The 15,833-nt window shown below is 54.4% G+C and carries 13 protein-coding genes; 6 read left to right on the top strand and 7 right to left on the bottom strand.

The features are described from left to right. The first annotated feature begins 77 nt into the window (after positions 1-77). Genes TMES_RS21280 through TMES_RS21270 form a run of 3 tightly spaced genes read left to right on the top strand, consistent with a single transcriptional unit; the run spans position 78 to position 5,525 of the window. Positions 78-1,610, top strand: a complete 1,533-nt coding sequence (locus TMES_RS21280) for a TolC family outer membrane protein (protein ID WP_085586383.1) — start codon at positions 78-80, stop codon at positions 1,608-1,610. Next, positions 1,607-4,219, top strand: coding sequence for a type I secretion system permease/ATPase (locus TMES_RS21275; protein WP_085586381.1), 2,613 nt, complete (start codon positions 1,607-1,609; stop codon positions 4,217-4,219). The genes TMES_RS21280 and TMES_RS21275 overlap by 4 nt, the downstream gene beginning before the upstream one ends. Continuing rightward, positions 4,212-5,525, top strand: a complete 1,314-nt coding sequence (locus TMES_RS21270; RefSeq protein WP_085586378.1) for an HlyD family type I secretion periplasmic adaptor subunit — start codon at positions 4,212-4,214, stop codon at positions 5,523-5,525. The genes TMES_RS21275 and TMES_RS21270 overlap by 8 nt, the downstream gene beginning before the upstream one ends. 69 nt (positions 5,526-5,594) lie before the next feature. Here the strand turns inward: TMES_RS21270 and TMES_RS21265 are convergent, their stop codons facing one another. The 7 genes from TMES_RS21265 to TMES_RS21235 form a co-directional block, all read right to left on the bottom strand. Further along, positions 5,595-7,385 (bottom strand): adenine deaminase, encoded by a 1,791-nt coding sequence (locus tag TMES_RS21265; RefSeq protein ID WP_342746325.1) that lies wholly within the window; start codon positions 7,383-7,385, stop codon positions 5,595-5,597. Next, complete coding sequence (locus TMES_RS21260; RefSeq protein WP_245835543.1) at positions 7,382-8,314, bottom strand: nucleoside hydrolase; 933 nt, start codon at positions 8,312-8,314, stop codon at positions 7,382-7,384. Before TMES_RS21260 ends, TMES_RS21265 begins: the two co-directional genes overlap by 4 nt. Continuing rightward, a complete protein-coding gene (locus TMES_RS21255) occupies positions 8,311-9,345 on the bottom strand; it encodes an ABC transporter ATP-binding protein (RefSeq protein WP_085586376.1) in 1,035 nt (344 codons plus the stop codon). Before TMES_RS21255 ends, TMES_RS21260 begins: the two co-directional genes overlap by 4 nt. Next, on the bottom strand, positions 9,338-10,117 hold the full coding sequence (locus TMES_RS21250; protein WP_085586374.1) for an ABC transporter permease: 780 nt from the start codon (positions 10,115-10,117) through the stop codon (positions 9,338-9,340). Before TMES_RS21250 ends, TMES_RS21255 begins: the two co-directional genes overlap by 8 nt. Next, entirely contained in the window at positions 10,114-10,941 is an 828-nt protein-coding gene (locus TMES_RS21245) for an ABC transporter permease (protein WP_085586372.1), read from the bottom strand. The genes TMES_RS21250 and TMES_RS21245 overlap by 4 nt, the downstream gene beginning before the upstream one ends. Positions 10,942-11,085: 144 nt before the next feature. Further along, positions 11,086-12,105 (bottom strand): ABC transporter substrate-binding protein, encoded by a 1,020-nt coding sequence (locus tag TMES_RS21240; protein WP_085586370.1) that lies wholly within the window; start codon positions 12,103-12,105, stop codon positions 11,086-11,088. Then, a complete protein-coding gene (locus TMES_RS21235; RefSeq protein ID WP_085586368.1) occupies positions 12,102-13,178 on the bottom strand; it encodes a LacI family DNA-binding transcriptional regulator in 1,077 nt (358 codons plus the stop codon). Before TMES_RS21235 ends, TMES_RS21240 begins: the two co-directional genes overlap by 4 nt. 311 nt (positions 13,179-13,489) lie before the next feature. On the opposite strand from TMES_RS21235, the gene TMES_RS21230 reads away from it, so the two are divergent. From TMES_RS21230 to TMES_RS21220, 3 genes are all read left to right on the top strand, one after another. Continuing rightward, complete coding sequence (locus tag TMES_RS21230; protein WP_158091288.1) at positions 13,490-14,242, top strand: IclR family transcriptional regulator; 753 nt, start codon at positions 13,490-13,492, stop codon at positions 14,240-14,242. Positions 14,243-14,331: 89 nt separating this feature from the next. Continuing rightward, on the top strand, positions 14,332-15,291 hold the full coding sequence (locus TMES_RS21225; RefSeq protein ID WP_085586364.1) for a Bug family tripartite tricarboxylate transporter substrate binding protein: 960 nt from the start codon (positions 14,332-14,334) through the stop codon (positions 15,289-15,291). Positions 15,292-15,319: 28 nt separating this feature from the next. After that, complete coding sequence (locus tag TMES_RS21220; RefSeq protein WP_085586361.1) at positions 15,320-15,799, top strand: tripartite tricarboxylate transporter TctB family protein; 480 nt, start codon at positions 15,320-15,322, stop codon at positions 15,797-15,799. Positions 15,800-15,833 lie beyond the last annotated feature (34 nt).

The raw sequence follows: 15,833 nt of genomic DNA, 5'->3' as shown, positions 1-15,833 counted from the left end.
GTGGCAGGTCCACCCCTTGTTGCTTTTCGGGGACATGCACCCTTTGCGGGGGAAGCGGGATTGGTGTTTAACCCAGAATGGAAAAAAAGATAGCCTGTCTGGTGCTGATGACGGGGGTGATCAGCACCGTAATGATACCGGTTTCAGGGAATGCTGCCAGCAATGGGGCCGCAGGGGGCGCGATAACAGTGTCGTCTGCGGGGCGGATGGACAGTATGGATGCGCAGCTTGAGGCGCAAAAGGTTGCCGATAGTGCTGCCGGTTCAAGTGCAATGACGCCGCTGTTTCGCGAAATTGCCAAAAGCATGAACGGGTCGGAAAAACTGGTGAACCAGTTTTTGCAGCAACCTGGAAATGAGGCACACCCCATGGCAGAAACGGTGGCACAACCGGATTTTATTGCCAAGGTTCGCCAGGCGGTGGAAACTCATCCGTCCATTCAAAGCAGCATTTATGGCGCGCGCCAGGCCCGCGATAGCGTGGATGAAGCCGGTGGCGCACTATACCCCCAGGTCGATTTTGCCCTGGAAGGCGGATATAACGTTGCACGCGCCAATGAACGCACGGGCGAGGATAATGACCCCGATGGTGTTTTGTCGGTTAGCCAGTTATTATTTGACGCTGGCGAAACATTTAACCGCATTGATGCCGCCCGTGAAAACGTTACCGGTAGCAAATACGCCGCCCTTGATAACGCGCAGCAATTTTGCCTGCGGGCTATTTCCGCCTATTTTGATATTGTCCGGCTGCAGACCAAGGTGTTGCTGGCAATTGATAACCGTGATCGTCACGAACTGATTTTTAAAAGTGTCAATGATCGCGCCGCGGGCGGTACTGGCACCTCGGCCGATGTATATCGCACCGAAGGCCGTTTGGCCGAAGCCAATGCCAATTTAACCGAATTGATCGGGGAACTTGACCGGACGCGGGCCAGCTATCGCGAGTTATTCGGGGCAGAGGCAACGCACGGCGGACGTCCCGGCATTGTCCCCGACATTCCCCAAAATGCCGAAATTGCCTTGCAGCAGGCCTTGCAGCAAAACCCTTCGCTGGCGCAAAGCGAAGCAGGAAGCCGGGCGGCATCGTTTGAATATGATGCCAGCAAGGCGGCCTGGTATCCGCGTGTGTCGATGGTTGTTGAGGGGCGGCAATATGATTTATCCGAACCGCGTGGTGATGATAATGAAATGCGGTTTTATTTACGCCTGAACTATAACCTGTTTGACGGTGGCAGTGACCAGGCCCGCGAAAGCCGGGCTTCAAACCGCCTGTCGCAAGCGCGCGAGCGCGAACGCCAGTCCCGGCTGGAACTGGAACGCCAGATTTCAAGTTCCATGACCGATATTGTCACCCGTGAACAACGTCTCGCGGCGTTGTCACTCGCCGCACGGGCCGAAAAAGAAACCTTTCTGACTTATCTGGATCTGTTTTCAATCGGGCGGCGCGATCTGGTCGATGTACTTGATAGTCAGCGTGAGTTTTATCAAACCGCCAGCGCGCTGATTGATGCTCGAACCACGGCCGATTTATCGCGATATGTTTTGTTGTCGCTAACCGGGCAATTATTGCCAGGCTTTGGTGTAAATGATTTTGGGTGGGAGGCGAAATGAACCGTTCCCTTGGGCGTTTGCCCCCGTTGCGCGCCGTTGATAATGCGGGTGATGAAAAAATCGAAACCCGGCAGGCGACACCATCCGAAACACCACCGTCCCCGGCGCAGGCCCAAAACACCCCGGATCATGTGTCAAACGGCGATGACCAAAAACCGGCCCCAAATAGCACTGAATTTGCCAGGGATGCCGACACGCCAGAACCCGGTGTAACAGGTCCGAAAACTGATTATGTCGAACAGTGCCTGGTTTATTTGTGCCGCCATCATGACATGTCGGTAACGGCCAATTATTTTCGCAACCTTGCCGATGGCAAGGCCGATATTACGCCGCAGATCTTTGCTGAAATGGCCCGCAAAGTTGGCCTGGCCTGCATTGCCGGGGAATTTCAGTTAGAAACACTAAGCCATGTATCCTTGCCGGTGGCAGCATTTCTTGATGATGGCAAGGTGGTGGTGATCGTCAGCCGGGAAGGCCCGCACAAGCTGGCGGTGTATGACCCCGATTATGGCGATGCCCCGGTGATCATGACAATTGCCGATTTGCGCGGCGTGTTTAGCGGCCTTGGCATTGCGGTGCGGCCCTATTTTCGCGAAAAACAGCATGTAGACCATCAATTGGCAAAACGCGGGCGGCACTGGTTCTGGTCTGCCCTTGGTAAAAACAAGCCGATTTATCTTCAGGTTATTATTGCTGCCGCCTTAACCAACTTTTTAAGCTTGACCGTGTCGCTGTTTACGATGGTGGTTTATGACCGCATCCTGCCAAACGAAGCGATAGATTCCCTTATCGCCATGACCTTTGGTGTTGGTTTTGCCATTTGTTTTGATTTCATCATCAAAATGTTGCGCGCCCACTTTATCGACCGGGCGGGTATTCGCGCCGATCAGGAAATTGGCAGCGAGATTTTTGATCATTTGCTGGAAATGCAGATGAAGGACCGGCGCGGGTCATCCGGCGCCTTTGCCAATACCCTGCGTGAATTTGAAACGTTGCGCGAATTTTTCACCTCGGCCTCGCTGGTGGCGCTGGTTGATATTCCGTTTATCGTGCTGTTCTTGCTGGTCATTTACAGCATTGGCGGGCCATTGGTGATTATTCCGGCCCTGGCGGTGCCAACGATTATTCTGGTCGGTATCGGGGTGCAACCGTTATTGGCCCGTTATGCCCAGTCCGCCTTTGAAGAAGGCCAGACCAAGCAAGGCGTACTGGTTGAAACCATTTCCGGGCTGGAAACAGTTAAGACATCGGGTGCGGCCCGGCTTATGCGGCAACGCTGGAAAGACAGCCTTAAATTTCAGGCCGGGGTTGGCGCACGCAGCCGCCGCATTTCGCATATGGTCGTCAATATGACGGCCACCGCCCAACAGGTGTCGCAAATCGGTATTGTGGTTTTTGGCGTGTTTTTAATTGCAGCGGGCGAAACCTCGATGGGGGCTTTGGTCGGGTCGGTTATTCTGGTCGGGCGGGCGTTGGCCCCCTTGGGGCAAATCGCACAAACCCTGACCCGGCTTAATCAGGTGCGGACATCGTACCGCAGTCTTAACGGGTTGATGAAACAATCCACCGAACGCCAGGACGGGCGGCATTATCTGGCACGCACGCGCCTGGCCGGGCGGATTGAATTTCAAAATGTCAATTTTGCCTATCCGGGGCAAACAATTGCCGCCTTGCGTGATGTTTCCTTTGTTATCGAACCGGGCGAAAAAACCGCCATTCTGGGCCGGATCGGATCGGGGAAAAGCACAATCTTGCGCCTCATGCTCGGCCTTTATGAACCGGATAGCGGGTCCATTCTGGTGGATGGCACCGATATCCGCCAGATTGACCCGTCTGATTTGCGCGCCAATATTTCGGCGGTGTTGCAGGACGCCTGGCTGTTTTCAGGGTCGGTCAAACAGAATATTGCGGTCGGGGCCTATCGCCCCAATGATGATGATATTTTGCGGGCGGCCAGCCTGTCGGGCGCGCATGATTTTATCAGCCGACATCCCAGTGGTTATGATTTGATGATACAGGAACGCGGCGACGGGCTTTCGGGCGGGCAGCGTCAGTCGATATCGCTGGCACGCGGGCTGGTCGGGGCACCGCCGGTGCTGTTGATGGATGAACCCACCAGCATGATGGACATGCAAACCGAACAGATTGTGGTTAACCGGTTGCGCGCAGAAGCCGAAGACCAAACCATTCTGGTGGTTACTCATCGCCCCAGCATGCTTGATCTGGTTGATACCGTAATTGTAATGGACAATGGTGCGGTGGTGGCACGGGGGCCAAAATCGATTGTGAATAAAAAGCCGCCATCGACGGCGGATACGGACGAACCAGCCGGGCCGTCCGGTTCTTCGCCCGATGCAACGACACAGGAACATGGCCCGGCGCAAACAGGCGCGAATGCAAAAGGCAGCGGCACCGGATTTAACCGTATGGAGAAGGCGCGCGGGGCCAAGCCTGTGGCAAAAATTGTCCGTCATGCGGCGACAGGAACGGAAGATAACGACGACGCCCGTGTAACGCTATCCGGGGCAGGGCAGAAACCCGCTGTGGTCAAACAGGACACAAAGCCTGTTGCCCTTGCGCGTGGCGATAAGGAGACCGGTCATGCGTAACCGGGATCTCAATACGGAAATTATTCGTCAGATCAACGGTCGAAAATCGTTCTTTTCCGGCTGGGCGTTGCTGGTGGTTATTGCCTTGTTTGTCGCCAGTATGATCAGTTGGGCGGCCATCGCCGAGGTTGATGAAGTGACCCGGGGCTCTGGCAAAATCATTTCGTCACAGGATTTGCAAAAAGTGCAAACCATGCATGGTGGCATGATTAAAAAATTGTTGGTTCATGAAGGGCAACGTGTTCATCGCGGTGATTTGTTGCTGGTCCTTGATACGACGGCATCGCAAAGCGAATTTAACCAGCTCGAACAAAAACAGTTTGCCTTGCAAGCCCAGATCGAACGGTTAACTGCCGAGATTCAGGGATCAGATCTGGTGTTTTCACCGGGGCTGGAACAAAGTGCGCCGGCCGTGACCTTGACCCAGCAACGTTTGTTCAAAGGACGCAAATCGGAACTGGTGTCCGAACTGGCAGTTCTCGAGCAGCAAAAGCAGCAAAAAATCAAGGAATTGCGCGAAGCAGAAAGCGAATTACACACTGCGAGTGAAGGACTGGTATTGTCGCAATCGGAAATTGACATGATCCAGCCTTTGGTCGACCGTGGCATCGAATCGAAACTGTCGCTGATCCAGCTTCAGCGCACCCATGCGGAATTGCAGGGCAAACAACAGACATCGCAAATCCGCATCGAACGGCTCGACCTGGCTCTTGGCGAAGTTGCCGAACGATTCAAAACCATGCATGAAACCTTCCGCAAGGAAGCCTTGCAGGAACTCTCAAAGGCCACCGCCGAACTGGCCGAACTTGAACAAAGCTTGCCGGCTTATGCCAGCAAGGTTGACCAGTCTGAAATACGGTCCCCGGTCGATGGCATTGTTAATCAGATTTTGAAAACCACGCTTGGTGGTGTCGCCCAACCTGGCGAAGCCTTGGTCGAGATTGTGCCGATTGATGATGATTTTCTGGTCGAAGCCCATATTAAACCCGCCGATATCGGCTTTTTGCATCCGGGGCAACGGGTAAAGGTCAAACTGACCGCGTATGATTTCGCCCGTTATGGCTCGCTTGATGGCGAGTTAACCACCATAGGTGCCGATGCAATTGAATTACCCGAAACCAAAGAACCGGTTTACCCGGTTGTTGTACGGGTATTTTCCCACCTGACCGATGCAGGTGGCAACGATCTTGAAATTGTGCCTGGCATGATCGCCGAAATTAATATCCTGACGGGTCGGAAAACAGTTTTGAATTATTTTGTCGAGCCGGTGGTCAAGGTCAAGAAAAATGCTTTCACTGAAAGTTGATGCTGCAGCAAAGCTATGATCATGCCGTTATAAATGCGATACGATAATGCTCTTCGATTAATTATGGTTCTACGCCAGAACTTCTAAAACCGGGGTTTCAAGCACGGTGTCGCTGGTAACATCGGCGATGCCACGGTCGGTTTGGTGCGGGCCGATATTGCACGCCAGTGTGGCCCCGAATAATGCCTTGAACACCAGATAGGGCGGGTTCCAGTCGACAATATGATCCGTCGCGGTGCGGATGGCGGCAAATTGAGTGGCGACATCGCGCATTGAGACGTCGGACAGCAGCCCGCATAACGGCAGGGGCAACAGGGCATCTATTTTGCCGTTGGAGGCCACGGCCATGCCGCCGCCCGCCGCGATAACGGCATTTGCAGCAACGGCCATGTCTTCTTCATTGCCGCCAAAAACGGTCAGGTTATGGCTGTCGTGCGAAACGGTGGTGCAAACTGCCCCGCGCCATTTCCCCCATCCGGTTAAAAAACCCACACGGGGCCGGTCATTGACAAGGCCGTGGCGGTGGGCCACCGCAATCAGGGTTGTTTCGGCGGGCGGCACCACATAACCGCTTTTAACGTTGGCAGTTATTTCGCCCCAGCGGGTAAAACGCGGCTGGTCGATGGTTGCCAGTTTTACCTTGCTGCCAGTTGCTTTTACGCGAAAATCATTGGCGGTTACCGGTTTGATTTTCATGGTGTGGTGAAGCGGGGCGGGATTTAATGCCGGGGGCGCAACGGCGATTTTGCCGTTTTGGGCGACCAGTTTGCCGTTGGCAAAAACGTGGCTGGCATTAAAATCGGTTAAATCGTCAAAAATGGCAATATCGGCGCGGCGTCCGGCGGCGACCAAGCCCAGATCATTGCGGCCCAGCCAGGTGGCAGCATTTAGCGTTGCGGCGCGCAAGGCCCAGATGGCGGGCATGCCATAGGAAACCAGCCGGCGTACAACATCGTCCAGCCCGCCTTTATCGGCCAGATCATCGGGGAAAACATCGTCGGTACACAGCGAAACGGTTTGCGGCAAAAAGCCCAGTTTGTTGAGTGTTTCAACAAATCCCGGTAGCAAATGGTCGTGCGAGCCGCGCATTTCGATGTGAATGCCGGCGCGCAATTTTTCCATCAAATCGTCATTCGATGTGAGTTCGTGATCGGAGCTGACACCGGCGGTCATGAAGGTTTGCAGGTCCGCCCCGGTTAAGCCGCGTGCGTGCCCGCAAATCATTTTGCCCGATGCCAACCCGGCTTGCATGATGTTTGCCATGCGATCGGTCCGGTTGATCACCCCGCGCATATTCATGACTTCAGCAACACCGGCAATGTCGGGCCAGTTTAGCAGGTCGGCCATCGCCGCCCCGTCAAAATCGGCACCGGAAATTTCCAGTCCCGGTGCCGCAGGCACACAGGACGGGGCCAGCACCAGGGCACGCAGCGGCAGATCGCGGGTGGCATTGGTGGCCCATTTAACACCTTCCTTGCCCAGCACATTGCCCAATTCATGCGGGTCCCAGACAATGGTGGTGACACCACGCGGGACCACGGTTTGGGCGTAAATCGCTGGCGTGACCATCGAGCTTTCGACATGCATGTGGCTGTCGATCAGGCCCGGTGTGATGAATTTACCGCTGGCATCAATAATGCAATCGGCATCCTTGCGGCTTGCCGGGGCATGGACACTGGCGATGAGGGGGCCGACCATGCCGATATCGGCCGGGCGGATTTCACCGGTAACCATATCGATAATCTGGCCGCTGGTAATCAGCACATCAAACGGGGCATCACCGCGTGCGGCGGCAACGGCGCGGCTGCGCAGGGTTTCGTCGTTTAAATCGGCGGGTTCGCGGGTTCTGGTGTTCATCATTTTTCGGCTTCTGCTTGCAAGGCGGCAAAAATCATTTCGCGGGCGGTAACCGCATCGACACGCACGGCATATTCGGCGTTTTTCACCGCTGCCGGGCGGGGGTCGACAATGGTGCGACCGCGCGACGGGCCGGTATTTAAATCAACTGTAATGTGGGCCGGGGCAAAGGCGACGACATCATCGCAGGCCACGGCAATGGCGGCACAAGGATCGAATATTGCCATTGCCTGTCGTCCGCGTGACAGGGCGATGTTGATATAGCCTTCGATCAGGTCGGCCAGTAGGGCGGCATTTTTGCCCCCGGCTTTGCGGATCGCAACAACGTCTTGCGGGGCGGCAACGACCTGGCGGCACAAATCAAGGTCCACCATGCGCAATGGCACCTTATGGGCCAGGGTAATGGCGAGGGCTTCGGGGTCGGCAAAGGCATTATATTCCGCCGATGGTGTATGATTGCCAAGGCTTACGGCCCCGCCCATCCAGGTTAGCCGGTCTATTTTTGCCGCCAGTTCGGGGCGGGCCAGCACCAGAGCGGCAATATTGCCAAGCGGGCCGAGTGCGAGAATATGGCGTTCATCACCGGGGGCAATCGGGCATTCCAGCCAGTTACACAGCGCCTCAAACGCCGGGATGCCGGGGTTTAACGTTGCCGGCGGCAGGGATTGACCGGCGGTTAACATGCCGGTTGGCCCCATAATGCGTTCGGCGGTTTCAAGTTCGCCCAATACCGAGCGGGCACGCCCGGCATGAATGGGAAATTGCCAGTTAAACAGGGCTGCTGCGGCGGCGGCATTGCTGGCGACCTGCGGCAACGGGCAATTGCCCGCCACCAGCGACATACCATCAATTTTCAAACCGGCATGGGTCACGCATAGCACCGCAGCTATGTCGTCAAACCCCATATCGGTATCGACCCAAATTGTCATCATATGCCCCCGAAACGGGCCAGTGGCGCGGCCTTTTCCACCTTCAGGTCAAAGGAAACGGTGCTGCCAAACGGGTGAACCGGTAAGGTTGCATCGCATTCCGCCTTGATCTGGCCCAGTGGCGTATCAAGCAAATATTCCCGCGTGCCACCGGCAAAGGACGTGCCCCGCACCTGGCCTTGATGGGGGCCGGTGCCCAGGGTGATGCTGCCGGGGCGCCATGCGAGGCCCATGGTGTTGGGCGGAACGGTGCCGCGCAGGTCAACATACTGCGCACCGGTTTTCAACATGCCGTTTTCAAGGGCAAAAACATTTTCAAAACCGACAAAATCAGCAACAAAATCCGATACCGGATTGTTATAAATTTCTTCCGGCGTGCCGATCTGTTCGATCAAGCCATCTTTCATCACAATGATACGATCTGCCATTGCCAGGGCTTCGACCTGATCATGGGTAACAAAAATCATGGTGACGCCGCTTTCCTTTTGCACACGCTGCAATTCGGTCCGCATTTCAAGGCGCAGGCGGGCATCAAGGTTTGATAATGGTTCGTCTAGCAACAAGACCTTGGGTTCCATCACCATGGAGCGCGCCAGCGACACACGCTGTTGCTGCCCGCCCGACAATTCGGCGGGTTTGCGGGTGGTGAATTTGCCAAGGCCAACGGTTTTAAGGCCCTGATTAACCCGGTCTTCCAAGTCTTTGCCTTTGACGCCCATCAAACGCAGGCCAAAGGCAACGTTTTCATAAACATTAAGGTGCGGAAACAGCGCATAGGACTGAAATACCAGCCCGACCGGGCGTTTGTTGGCCGGGGTGCGGGTGATATCGGTGCCATCAAGGCGGATGGTGCCCGATGACGGGCTTAACAACCCGGCAATGGCGCGCATGGTTGTGGTTTTACCACAGCCCGACGGGCCAAGCAGGGCAACCAGTTCGCCCTCGCCAATGTCCAGATCCATTTCTGGCACGGCAACGTTTTTGCCATAAGACAGGGTCAGTTTTTCAAGGCTGAGAAAGCGGGTATTAGACATAGCGGGAAAATCCTAGGAAACGTTCGGCTAGAAACACAATACCCAGTGACATGAAAGCCAGAAGGGCGGACAAGGCCGCCACCGACGGGTCATAGGTGATTTCCATATAGGCCAGCATATCAATCGGCAGGGTGCGAATACCGGGGCCAGACAAAAACAGCGATACCGGCACCTGGTTAAAGCTGGTGACAAAACCCAAAATGAAGGCAGCCAGAATACCGCCGCGAATATTGGGCAGAACCACGCGGAAAAACGCGCCAACCCGCGAGGATCCCAGTAAAACAGCGGCTTCTTCGATATCGGATCGCAAATTGGTCAGGCTGGCGGAAACCACCCGCACGGCATAGGGCAGGATTAATGCCGTGTGGGCCATAAACAGGGCAAACAGAATGCCGGTATTAAACGGCACAACAAAATAACGCAGCAATGCCAAACCCACGATAATGCCAGGCACAATGATGGGCGATGACACAATGGTACGGATGGTTTCGGCACCGGGCACCTTATAGCGCGACAGGGCGTAACTGGCCGGCACCCCCAGTATCAGGGCGGTTAATGTGCCCCCAATAGCAAGAAACAGCGAAATACCGAAACTTTGCCGGAAACTTTCAATCTCAAAAACCTTGAAAACCCAGCGCAGCGACAATCCTTGTGGCGGGAAAGCCAAAGTTTCACCCGCCGATAACGAGGCGGCAATGATAATGGCGAAAGGACCAATCAGAAAGGCCAGCACCAGCAGTAAAACGAGGGGGGAAAACAGGCGTGATGTCATCGTTTGTTCCTCGCAGTTGCCAGTCGTTTCAGCAAAATATTGGCCGAAAATGCCATCACGATCAGGATCAGGGCGATAACGCTGGCCGATACAAAGTCATTGGCAACAGTCACACGCTGATACATCAGGGTTTCCAGCATCAAAACCTTGGACCCGCCCAGAATGGCCGGGGTGATATAGGCAGTCATGGAACCGGTAAAAACCAGTGTGCCGCCAATGACCAGCCCTTCGCGGGTGAGGGGCAAAATAACGCGGGTAAAAACCTGTAACCAGTTTGCCCCTAAAACCCGGGCAGCGGGAATGGCGTCGCGCGGCATGTTTTCAAGCGCGCTGATCAGTGAAATGATCATAAGCGGCAAAAACAGCTGCAACAGGCCAATAAATACGGCGGTTTCGGTAAACAAAAACCGGATCGGTTCGTCGCTTAGGCCAATCGCCACCAGCGCCTGATTGACAAAGCCGGTGCGCCCCAAAATGACCAGCCAGGCATAGGTGCGCGCCACGGGCGAAATCATCAATGGCAGGATGACCAGACCTGTGATGCGGCCCTTGCCTTTAGCAGGCAAATTCACAATGGCGAAGGCAGCGGCATAGCCAATAACGGCGGCCGCAGCCGTGACCATGGCAGCGAGTTTCAGGGTGCGAAAAAACACCGCCTGGTTAAGCGAATGGGAAAAGAAATCAATATAGGCCTGTATGCTCCAGCCGTCTGCGGTGTGAAACCCTTCGGATAGCAGGATGATCACGGGAACCAGAAAGACGGCTCCGGCAAAAACGGCGGCAGGCATGACCAGGGCAAAGGCCTCGGCCCGGTTCTGAAACATCTTGGTTGCTCGCTTGGGTGGTCTTGCGTGGAATGCCCGGCGGTGGTGGCGCAAGGGAGCATTCATCTATCATTCGGTATTTCGCGGACAATAAAGCACAAAGCCGGGGTGCCGTTACAGTTTTGGCGGCACCCCGAATATGGATTACTGACCGACGTTTTCGTTCCACTGGTTCAGCCATGCATCGCGATTATCAAGCATGACGTCAGACGGAATCAAATGCAGGTTGGCAACGGTATCGGCACCATAGGTCAGGTTTTCGGCAATATCGTCGGAAACCTTGACGTCTTTGTTGGCCGGGCTGTCAACAAGGCCTTGGGCCAGTTTGGTCTGGATATCGGTCGAGAGCCAGAAATCCATGAATTGCAGGGCAAGGTCGCGATGTTCGCTGCCTTTGGTCACAACCATCACATTCATGCCGCCAGACTGGCCTTCCTTCGGGGTGGCCCATTTGATCGGCAGGTCCATTTTGGAAAAGCCTTTCCAGGCGAAACGGCCAATCGGTGCGGCCCAGATTTCTTCTTGCTGCATCAACTGCACCAACTGGGAGGAACGCACATAGAAGGTAACAATATCGTCCTTGTGCTTGCCGACTTCTTCAATCGGGGTTTTCAGGCTGGTATCGTCATCGCCCAGTGCCTTGCCCAGCATATAAAGGGTTAGCGGGCCCTGGCTGGTGGTGATGTTGGGCAGGGCAACATGGCCGGCCAGTTTGTCAGACAAAAGATCTTTCCACGATGTCAGATCGATTTTGTCGGACCGATAGGCGATCGAGCTTGTGTAAAAGGTGTAACCAAGGCTGTGACCATCGCCGTTGGGGTCTTTGGCAATGTCGTAAAGTTTGTCAAAGTTTGCCAGTTTTGATGTGTCGATTTTGTCAGTTAAATCCTTGCGGTGGGCGGCAAGGGCGTCTTGTGTGGTCATGACAGCCAGATCAATAACCGGGTGGTCCTTGTTGGCTTCCATTTTGGCAAGACGTTCAACCGAGTTGCCGGTTTCAACGACCAGTTCACAGCCGCATTTTTCTTCAAACGGCTTGTACAGGATTTCGTTGAAGGCATCCTGGGCAAAGCCATAAACCGAAATTGTCAGCTTTTTTTCTTCTGCCTGTGCCGCATTAAGGGACAGCAGAAGGGCGCATGAAGCCAGCAGCAGTTTTTTCACAACGTCTCTCCATTGGGAATGTGGGTTTGATAAGGGGTTGCCGGGCCGGTGGAGGACCGAATGATCAGCTCCATCGGAACCCTGGACGTGTCAGCCATGACGGTATCGGGGACCGTTCGTTTTTGTTGGGGTGTTGTTGATTTTATCTTTTGGGTGCCGGTGATTTCGGCAATCAGTGCCGCAACCGCAATTTCGGCAATTTGGGCCATATCCATATGAATGGTGGTGAGCGCGGGCGTGACAACCGGCGAAAATATCAAATCGTCAAACCCGGTAACACTGACGTGGCCGGGCACCCGAAATCCTGCTGTTTGCAACTCGGTTAAAACGCGAAGTGCCAAAAGGTCGGACACGGTGGCAATTGCCGTTACCCCGCTTTCCACCAGGTAAGGCAGCTTTAGCGAGGCGGTGGTGCCGCCATCGCGCAAGATTGGTTCCAGCCAGATGGTTTGATGGCAAATATCCCGGCCAAGGGCGGCTTTCATGCCACCGATGCGGTCATTTTGCACGTTCGATGCCGGGTCATTGCCCAGCAGCAATATCTTTTTATGACCCAGGTCGCTTAAGTGGCGGGCGATCTGTTCGCCGCCCTCCCAGTGATCTGCGGAAACCGTGTTGCCCGGTGTGGAGGGGGTATCGACCATGGCAACCGGGCAGCCAACCGCGCCAATGCGGGTGCCACGTCGGGGAATGACAATCAAGCCGTCAACACCGCGTTCGATCAAGCGGCCAATAGCATCGGTCTGGGTGGTGACTTCGCCGCGTGAATCGGCAATGAGCACGCCATAACCATTATTTGAGGCCGCCATTTCCATGGCCTGGGCAATTTGCGGAAATAGCGGATTGGCAATGTCGGGCAGGACCAGCCCCAAAACACCCGAGCGGCCCGTGCGCAAGGCGCGGCCAGCATTGCTGGGTACATATCCCAGTTCATCGGCTTTTTGCCGGATTTTTTGGACCAGATCTGCCGAAACCCGACCTTTGCCAGACAGGGCATTAGACACAGTTGCCGACGACACCCCAAGGGCGGCGGCAATCTTGGTCAGATTTGGTCCTGTGCGCGGAACGGCCATCAAATACCTGTGCGGGAGCGTTTGGTGATGATCAAATCAATGGTTAATCGATTAATCAAACGCTAGTCGAGTCTTTTTAAAGAGTCGAGAGGAAATTATGGCAGGAGCAGGGGAAATTTTTCCGCACTTGCGAGAGAAATTATAAGCGTTTGAAAAATAACGATTTAAAAATTCAAGAATGCCGCGCATGGCGAAGGGCCTCAGCAGAGCAGAGGTTTTTCTTGACAGCTTACGAGGCAGAACTATAGCATACGTTCATAATAATGAACAAGTTCAAAATACTGAACTTTATAGAAAATGCCGGAGGAACGATGAGCGGTCGTGGCGCGGAACGTATTCTTGAGGTGATCGAATGGTTGGCTCGCCAACCTGTTGGTCGCACTCTTACCGACGTGGTTACCAGTCTGGCTTTACCAAAAAGCAGTGCGCTGATGTTGCTGCGAACACTGGTTCAAAGCGGATATGTGCGGCGCGATGACGCAGGCCTGTATCACATTCGTCGACTACCCGGCGAGGTGAGCGCAGATAACCGCGCCTGGGGCACCGTTTTGCGCCTTGTTGATATCAGTTTGCGCGAGGCTGTCAGCCTGACCGATGAAACCGGATTTATTGGCGTTTTTGATGATGCACAGCAGGTGCGGTACCTCAACAAGGTGCTGCCAGTGCGCGAAATTCGCTATGACCGCGATATTTCTGTCGCGCGGATCGCGGCCCATGTTGCGACGGGACAGGTGCTTTTGGCCGGGTTGTCGGATGCGGCACTGAATGCATATTGCGCTGATCTGGCGCTTGCGCGCGACGATGTCGACACAATCGCGCTGATAAAGCAGATCAGAACGGTGCGTAGCAATGGTTATTCCCTGAATTTGCAAGGACGGGTTGAAGGGGCGGCGGGCATTGCTGCCCCCGTCTTTGATCGAAATGGAAATATGGTGGCGGCCCTGAATATTGCCGGGCCGCGTGAAAGAATTGCGGCACGGCAGGATGAAATTCTGTCGGTCGTTATCAAGGCAGCGCAACAGGCTTCGGCCGCGCTGTCTGAAATGCGTCGCGAAGGCCGATAAAAACAGGCTTTTCGACACCAGGAAAGGTCAATTGCCGCTGCGGGAAAACAGGACAGGCAATTGCAAGTTAGAAACATGGGAGGAAGAAGATGACTTTTGTTAAATTGATGAAGGGCGCATTGGCCGGGGCGGTTGCCTTGTCATTCGCCGGGGTTGCACAGGCAGATGATTTTCCGTCACGCGGGATCGAATTTGTCGCTGGTTATGGCCCGGGCGGTGGACACGACACCATGTTGCGCGCCATGGCCAAAATTATTCAGAACAACGAACTTTCGTCTGTTCCGATTAATGTTGTGAATAAACCCGGCGGCAGCTCGGCGGTGGCCCTTGGCTATCTGAATTCGCACAAGGGCGATGGCCATTTTCTGATGTCGGCAACGTCATCATTTCTGACCACGCCGCTGACATCGAATATCGGGCTGGATTACACCAATTTCACCCCGATCGCCCGTCTTGGTATTGATCCTGAACTTCTGGTCGTCAATGCTTCTGGTTCTTACAAAACACTCGACGATATTGCAAAAGCCGACAAGGTTCTTAACGTTGGCGGCAGTGGGACCGGTTCGATTGAAAACATCGTCACCATCAAGCTGGCGGAAGCACTTGGCAAAAAACTGAATTACATTCCGTTTCAGGGTGATGGCGAAGTTACGGCGGCGTTGCTAAGCAATCAGATTGATTTTGCGATTACCAATACCGGCCCGGTTGGCGATTTTATCAAAACAGGCCGGTTTAGCGCACTTGCGATTAGCACTGAAAAACGCGTGGACCTGTTTCCCGATGTCCCGACCTTTATCGAGCAGGGCTATAACATCAATCTGAGCCTGTTCCGTGGTGTTGTTGCTGCGGGTGACATTGGTGACGAAGAAAAAGCTTATCTTTTGAAAATGGTCAAGGATATGAGCGAAACCAAGGAATGGCAGGAAAATTATATTCAGCCGAACTCGGTTGTGCCTGATTTTCTCGGTCCCGATGAATTCGCCGAATATCTCAAGGGTATGAACGATGTTTACAAAACGTCGCTGACCAACCTTGGCATCATCAAGTAAGAAATTTCCGAAGAAAACGGAGTTCTCCATGAAAATCTCGGAGATCATTCTTCTGGGAGGGCTGTCGGTATTTTCCGGCAGCCTCCTTTGGGGCAGCCTTGATATGCCCTATTCAACCGACACCACTTTTGGCCCGGGGTTTATACCGCTTAACGTTTCCATTGCCTTGCTGGCATTGATTGCGGGGGTGGCTATTCGGGCTGTTGTCCGTTCGAAACGCGATGTGGCGGTATCGAGCGGTGGCACCGGCGAACCTGCGGATGATGCACAAGACGTTGTCCCGCAAACGCTGGGCGTGTTGATGCTCGGCGGTGCAATCGCCTCAATTGCGATTTGCATTTACGCCATGTCCTATATCGGCGTCATGATCCCGCTTGGTGTTTTGCTTGTGATTTTGTCGTGGCGGTTTTCGGGGCACGGATTTTTTAAATCGGTTGCGATCAGTCTGATCGTACTTGCCGTAATTTACCTGATCTTTTCGGTCTGGTTGCGCATCCCCCTTCACTGACCGCTCATCCTTTGAACTTCTGTTCTGGAAACAG

This window comes from Thalassospira mesophila, assembly GCF_002115755.1.
GTDB lineage: Bacteria > Pseudomonadota > Alphaproteobacteria > Rhodospirillales > Thalassospiraceae > Thalassospira > Thalassospira mesophila.
The sequence above is the reverse complement of the archived record's forward strand: the minus strand, read 5'-3'. Positions and strand labels throughout refer to the sequence as shown.

Excerpts from the sequence above, each read along its gene's own strand:
- TMES_RS21280 (WP_085586383.1), top strand. The coding sequence starts at position 78 with ATGGAAAAAAAGATAGCCTGTCTGGTGCTGATGACGGGGGTGATCAGC.
- TMES_RS21275 (WP_085586381.1), top strand. The coding sequence starts at position 1,607 with ATGAACCGTTCCCTTGGGCGTTTGCCCCCGTTGCGCGCCGTTGATAAT.
- TMES_RS21270 (WP_085586378.1), top strand. The coding sequence starts at position 4,212 with ATGCGTAACCGGGATCTCAATACGGAAATTATTCGTCAGATCAACGGT.
- TMES_RS21265 (WP_342746325.1), bottom strand. The coding sequence starts at position 7,385 with ATGATGAACACCAGAACCCGCGAACCCGCCGATTTAAACGACGAAACC.
- TMES_RS21260 (WP_245835543.1), bottom strand. The coding sequence starts at position 8,314 with ATGATGACAATTTGGGTCGATACCGATATGGGGTTTGACGACATAGCT.
- TMES_RS21255 (WP_085586376.1), bottom strand. The coding sequence starts at position 9,345 with ATGTCTAATACCCGCTTTCTCAGCCTTGAAAAACTGACCCTGTCTTAT.
- TMES_RS21250 (WP_085586374.1), bottom strand. The coding sequence starts at position 10,117 with ATGACATCACGCCTGTTTTCCCCCCTCGTTTTACTGCTGGTGCTGGCC.
- TMES_RS21245 (WP_085586372.1), bottom strand. The coding sequence starts at position 10,941 with ATGTTTCAGAACCGGGCCGAGGCCTTTGCCCTGGTCATGCCTGCCGCC.
- TMES_RS21235 (WP_085586368.1), bottom strand. The coding sequence starts at position 13,178 with ATGGCCGTTCCGCGCACAGGACCAAATCTGACCAAGATTGCCGCCGCC.
- TMES_RS21230 (WP_158091288.1), top strand. The coding sequence starts at position 13,490 with ATGAGCGGTCGTGGCGCGGAACGTATTCTTGAGGTGATCGAATGGTTG.
- TMES_RS21225 (WP_085586364.1), top strand. The coding sequence starts at position 14,332 with ATGACTTTTGTTAAATTGATGAAGGGCGCATTGGCCGGGGCGGTTGCC.
- TMES_RS21220 (WP_085586361.1), top strand. The coding sequence starts at position 15,320 with ATGAAAATCTCGGAGATCATTCTTCTGGGAGGGCTGTCGGTATTTTCC.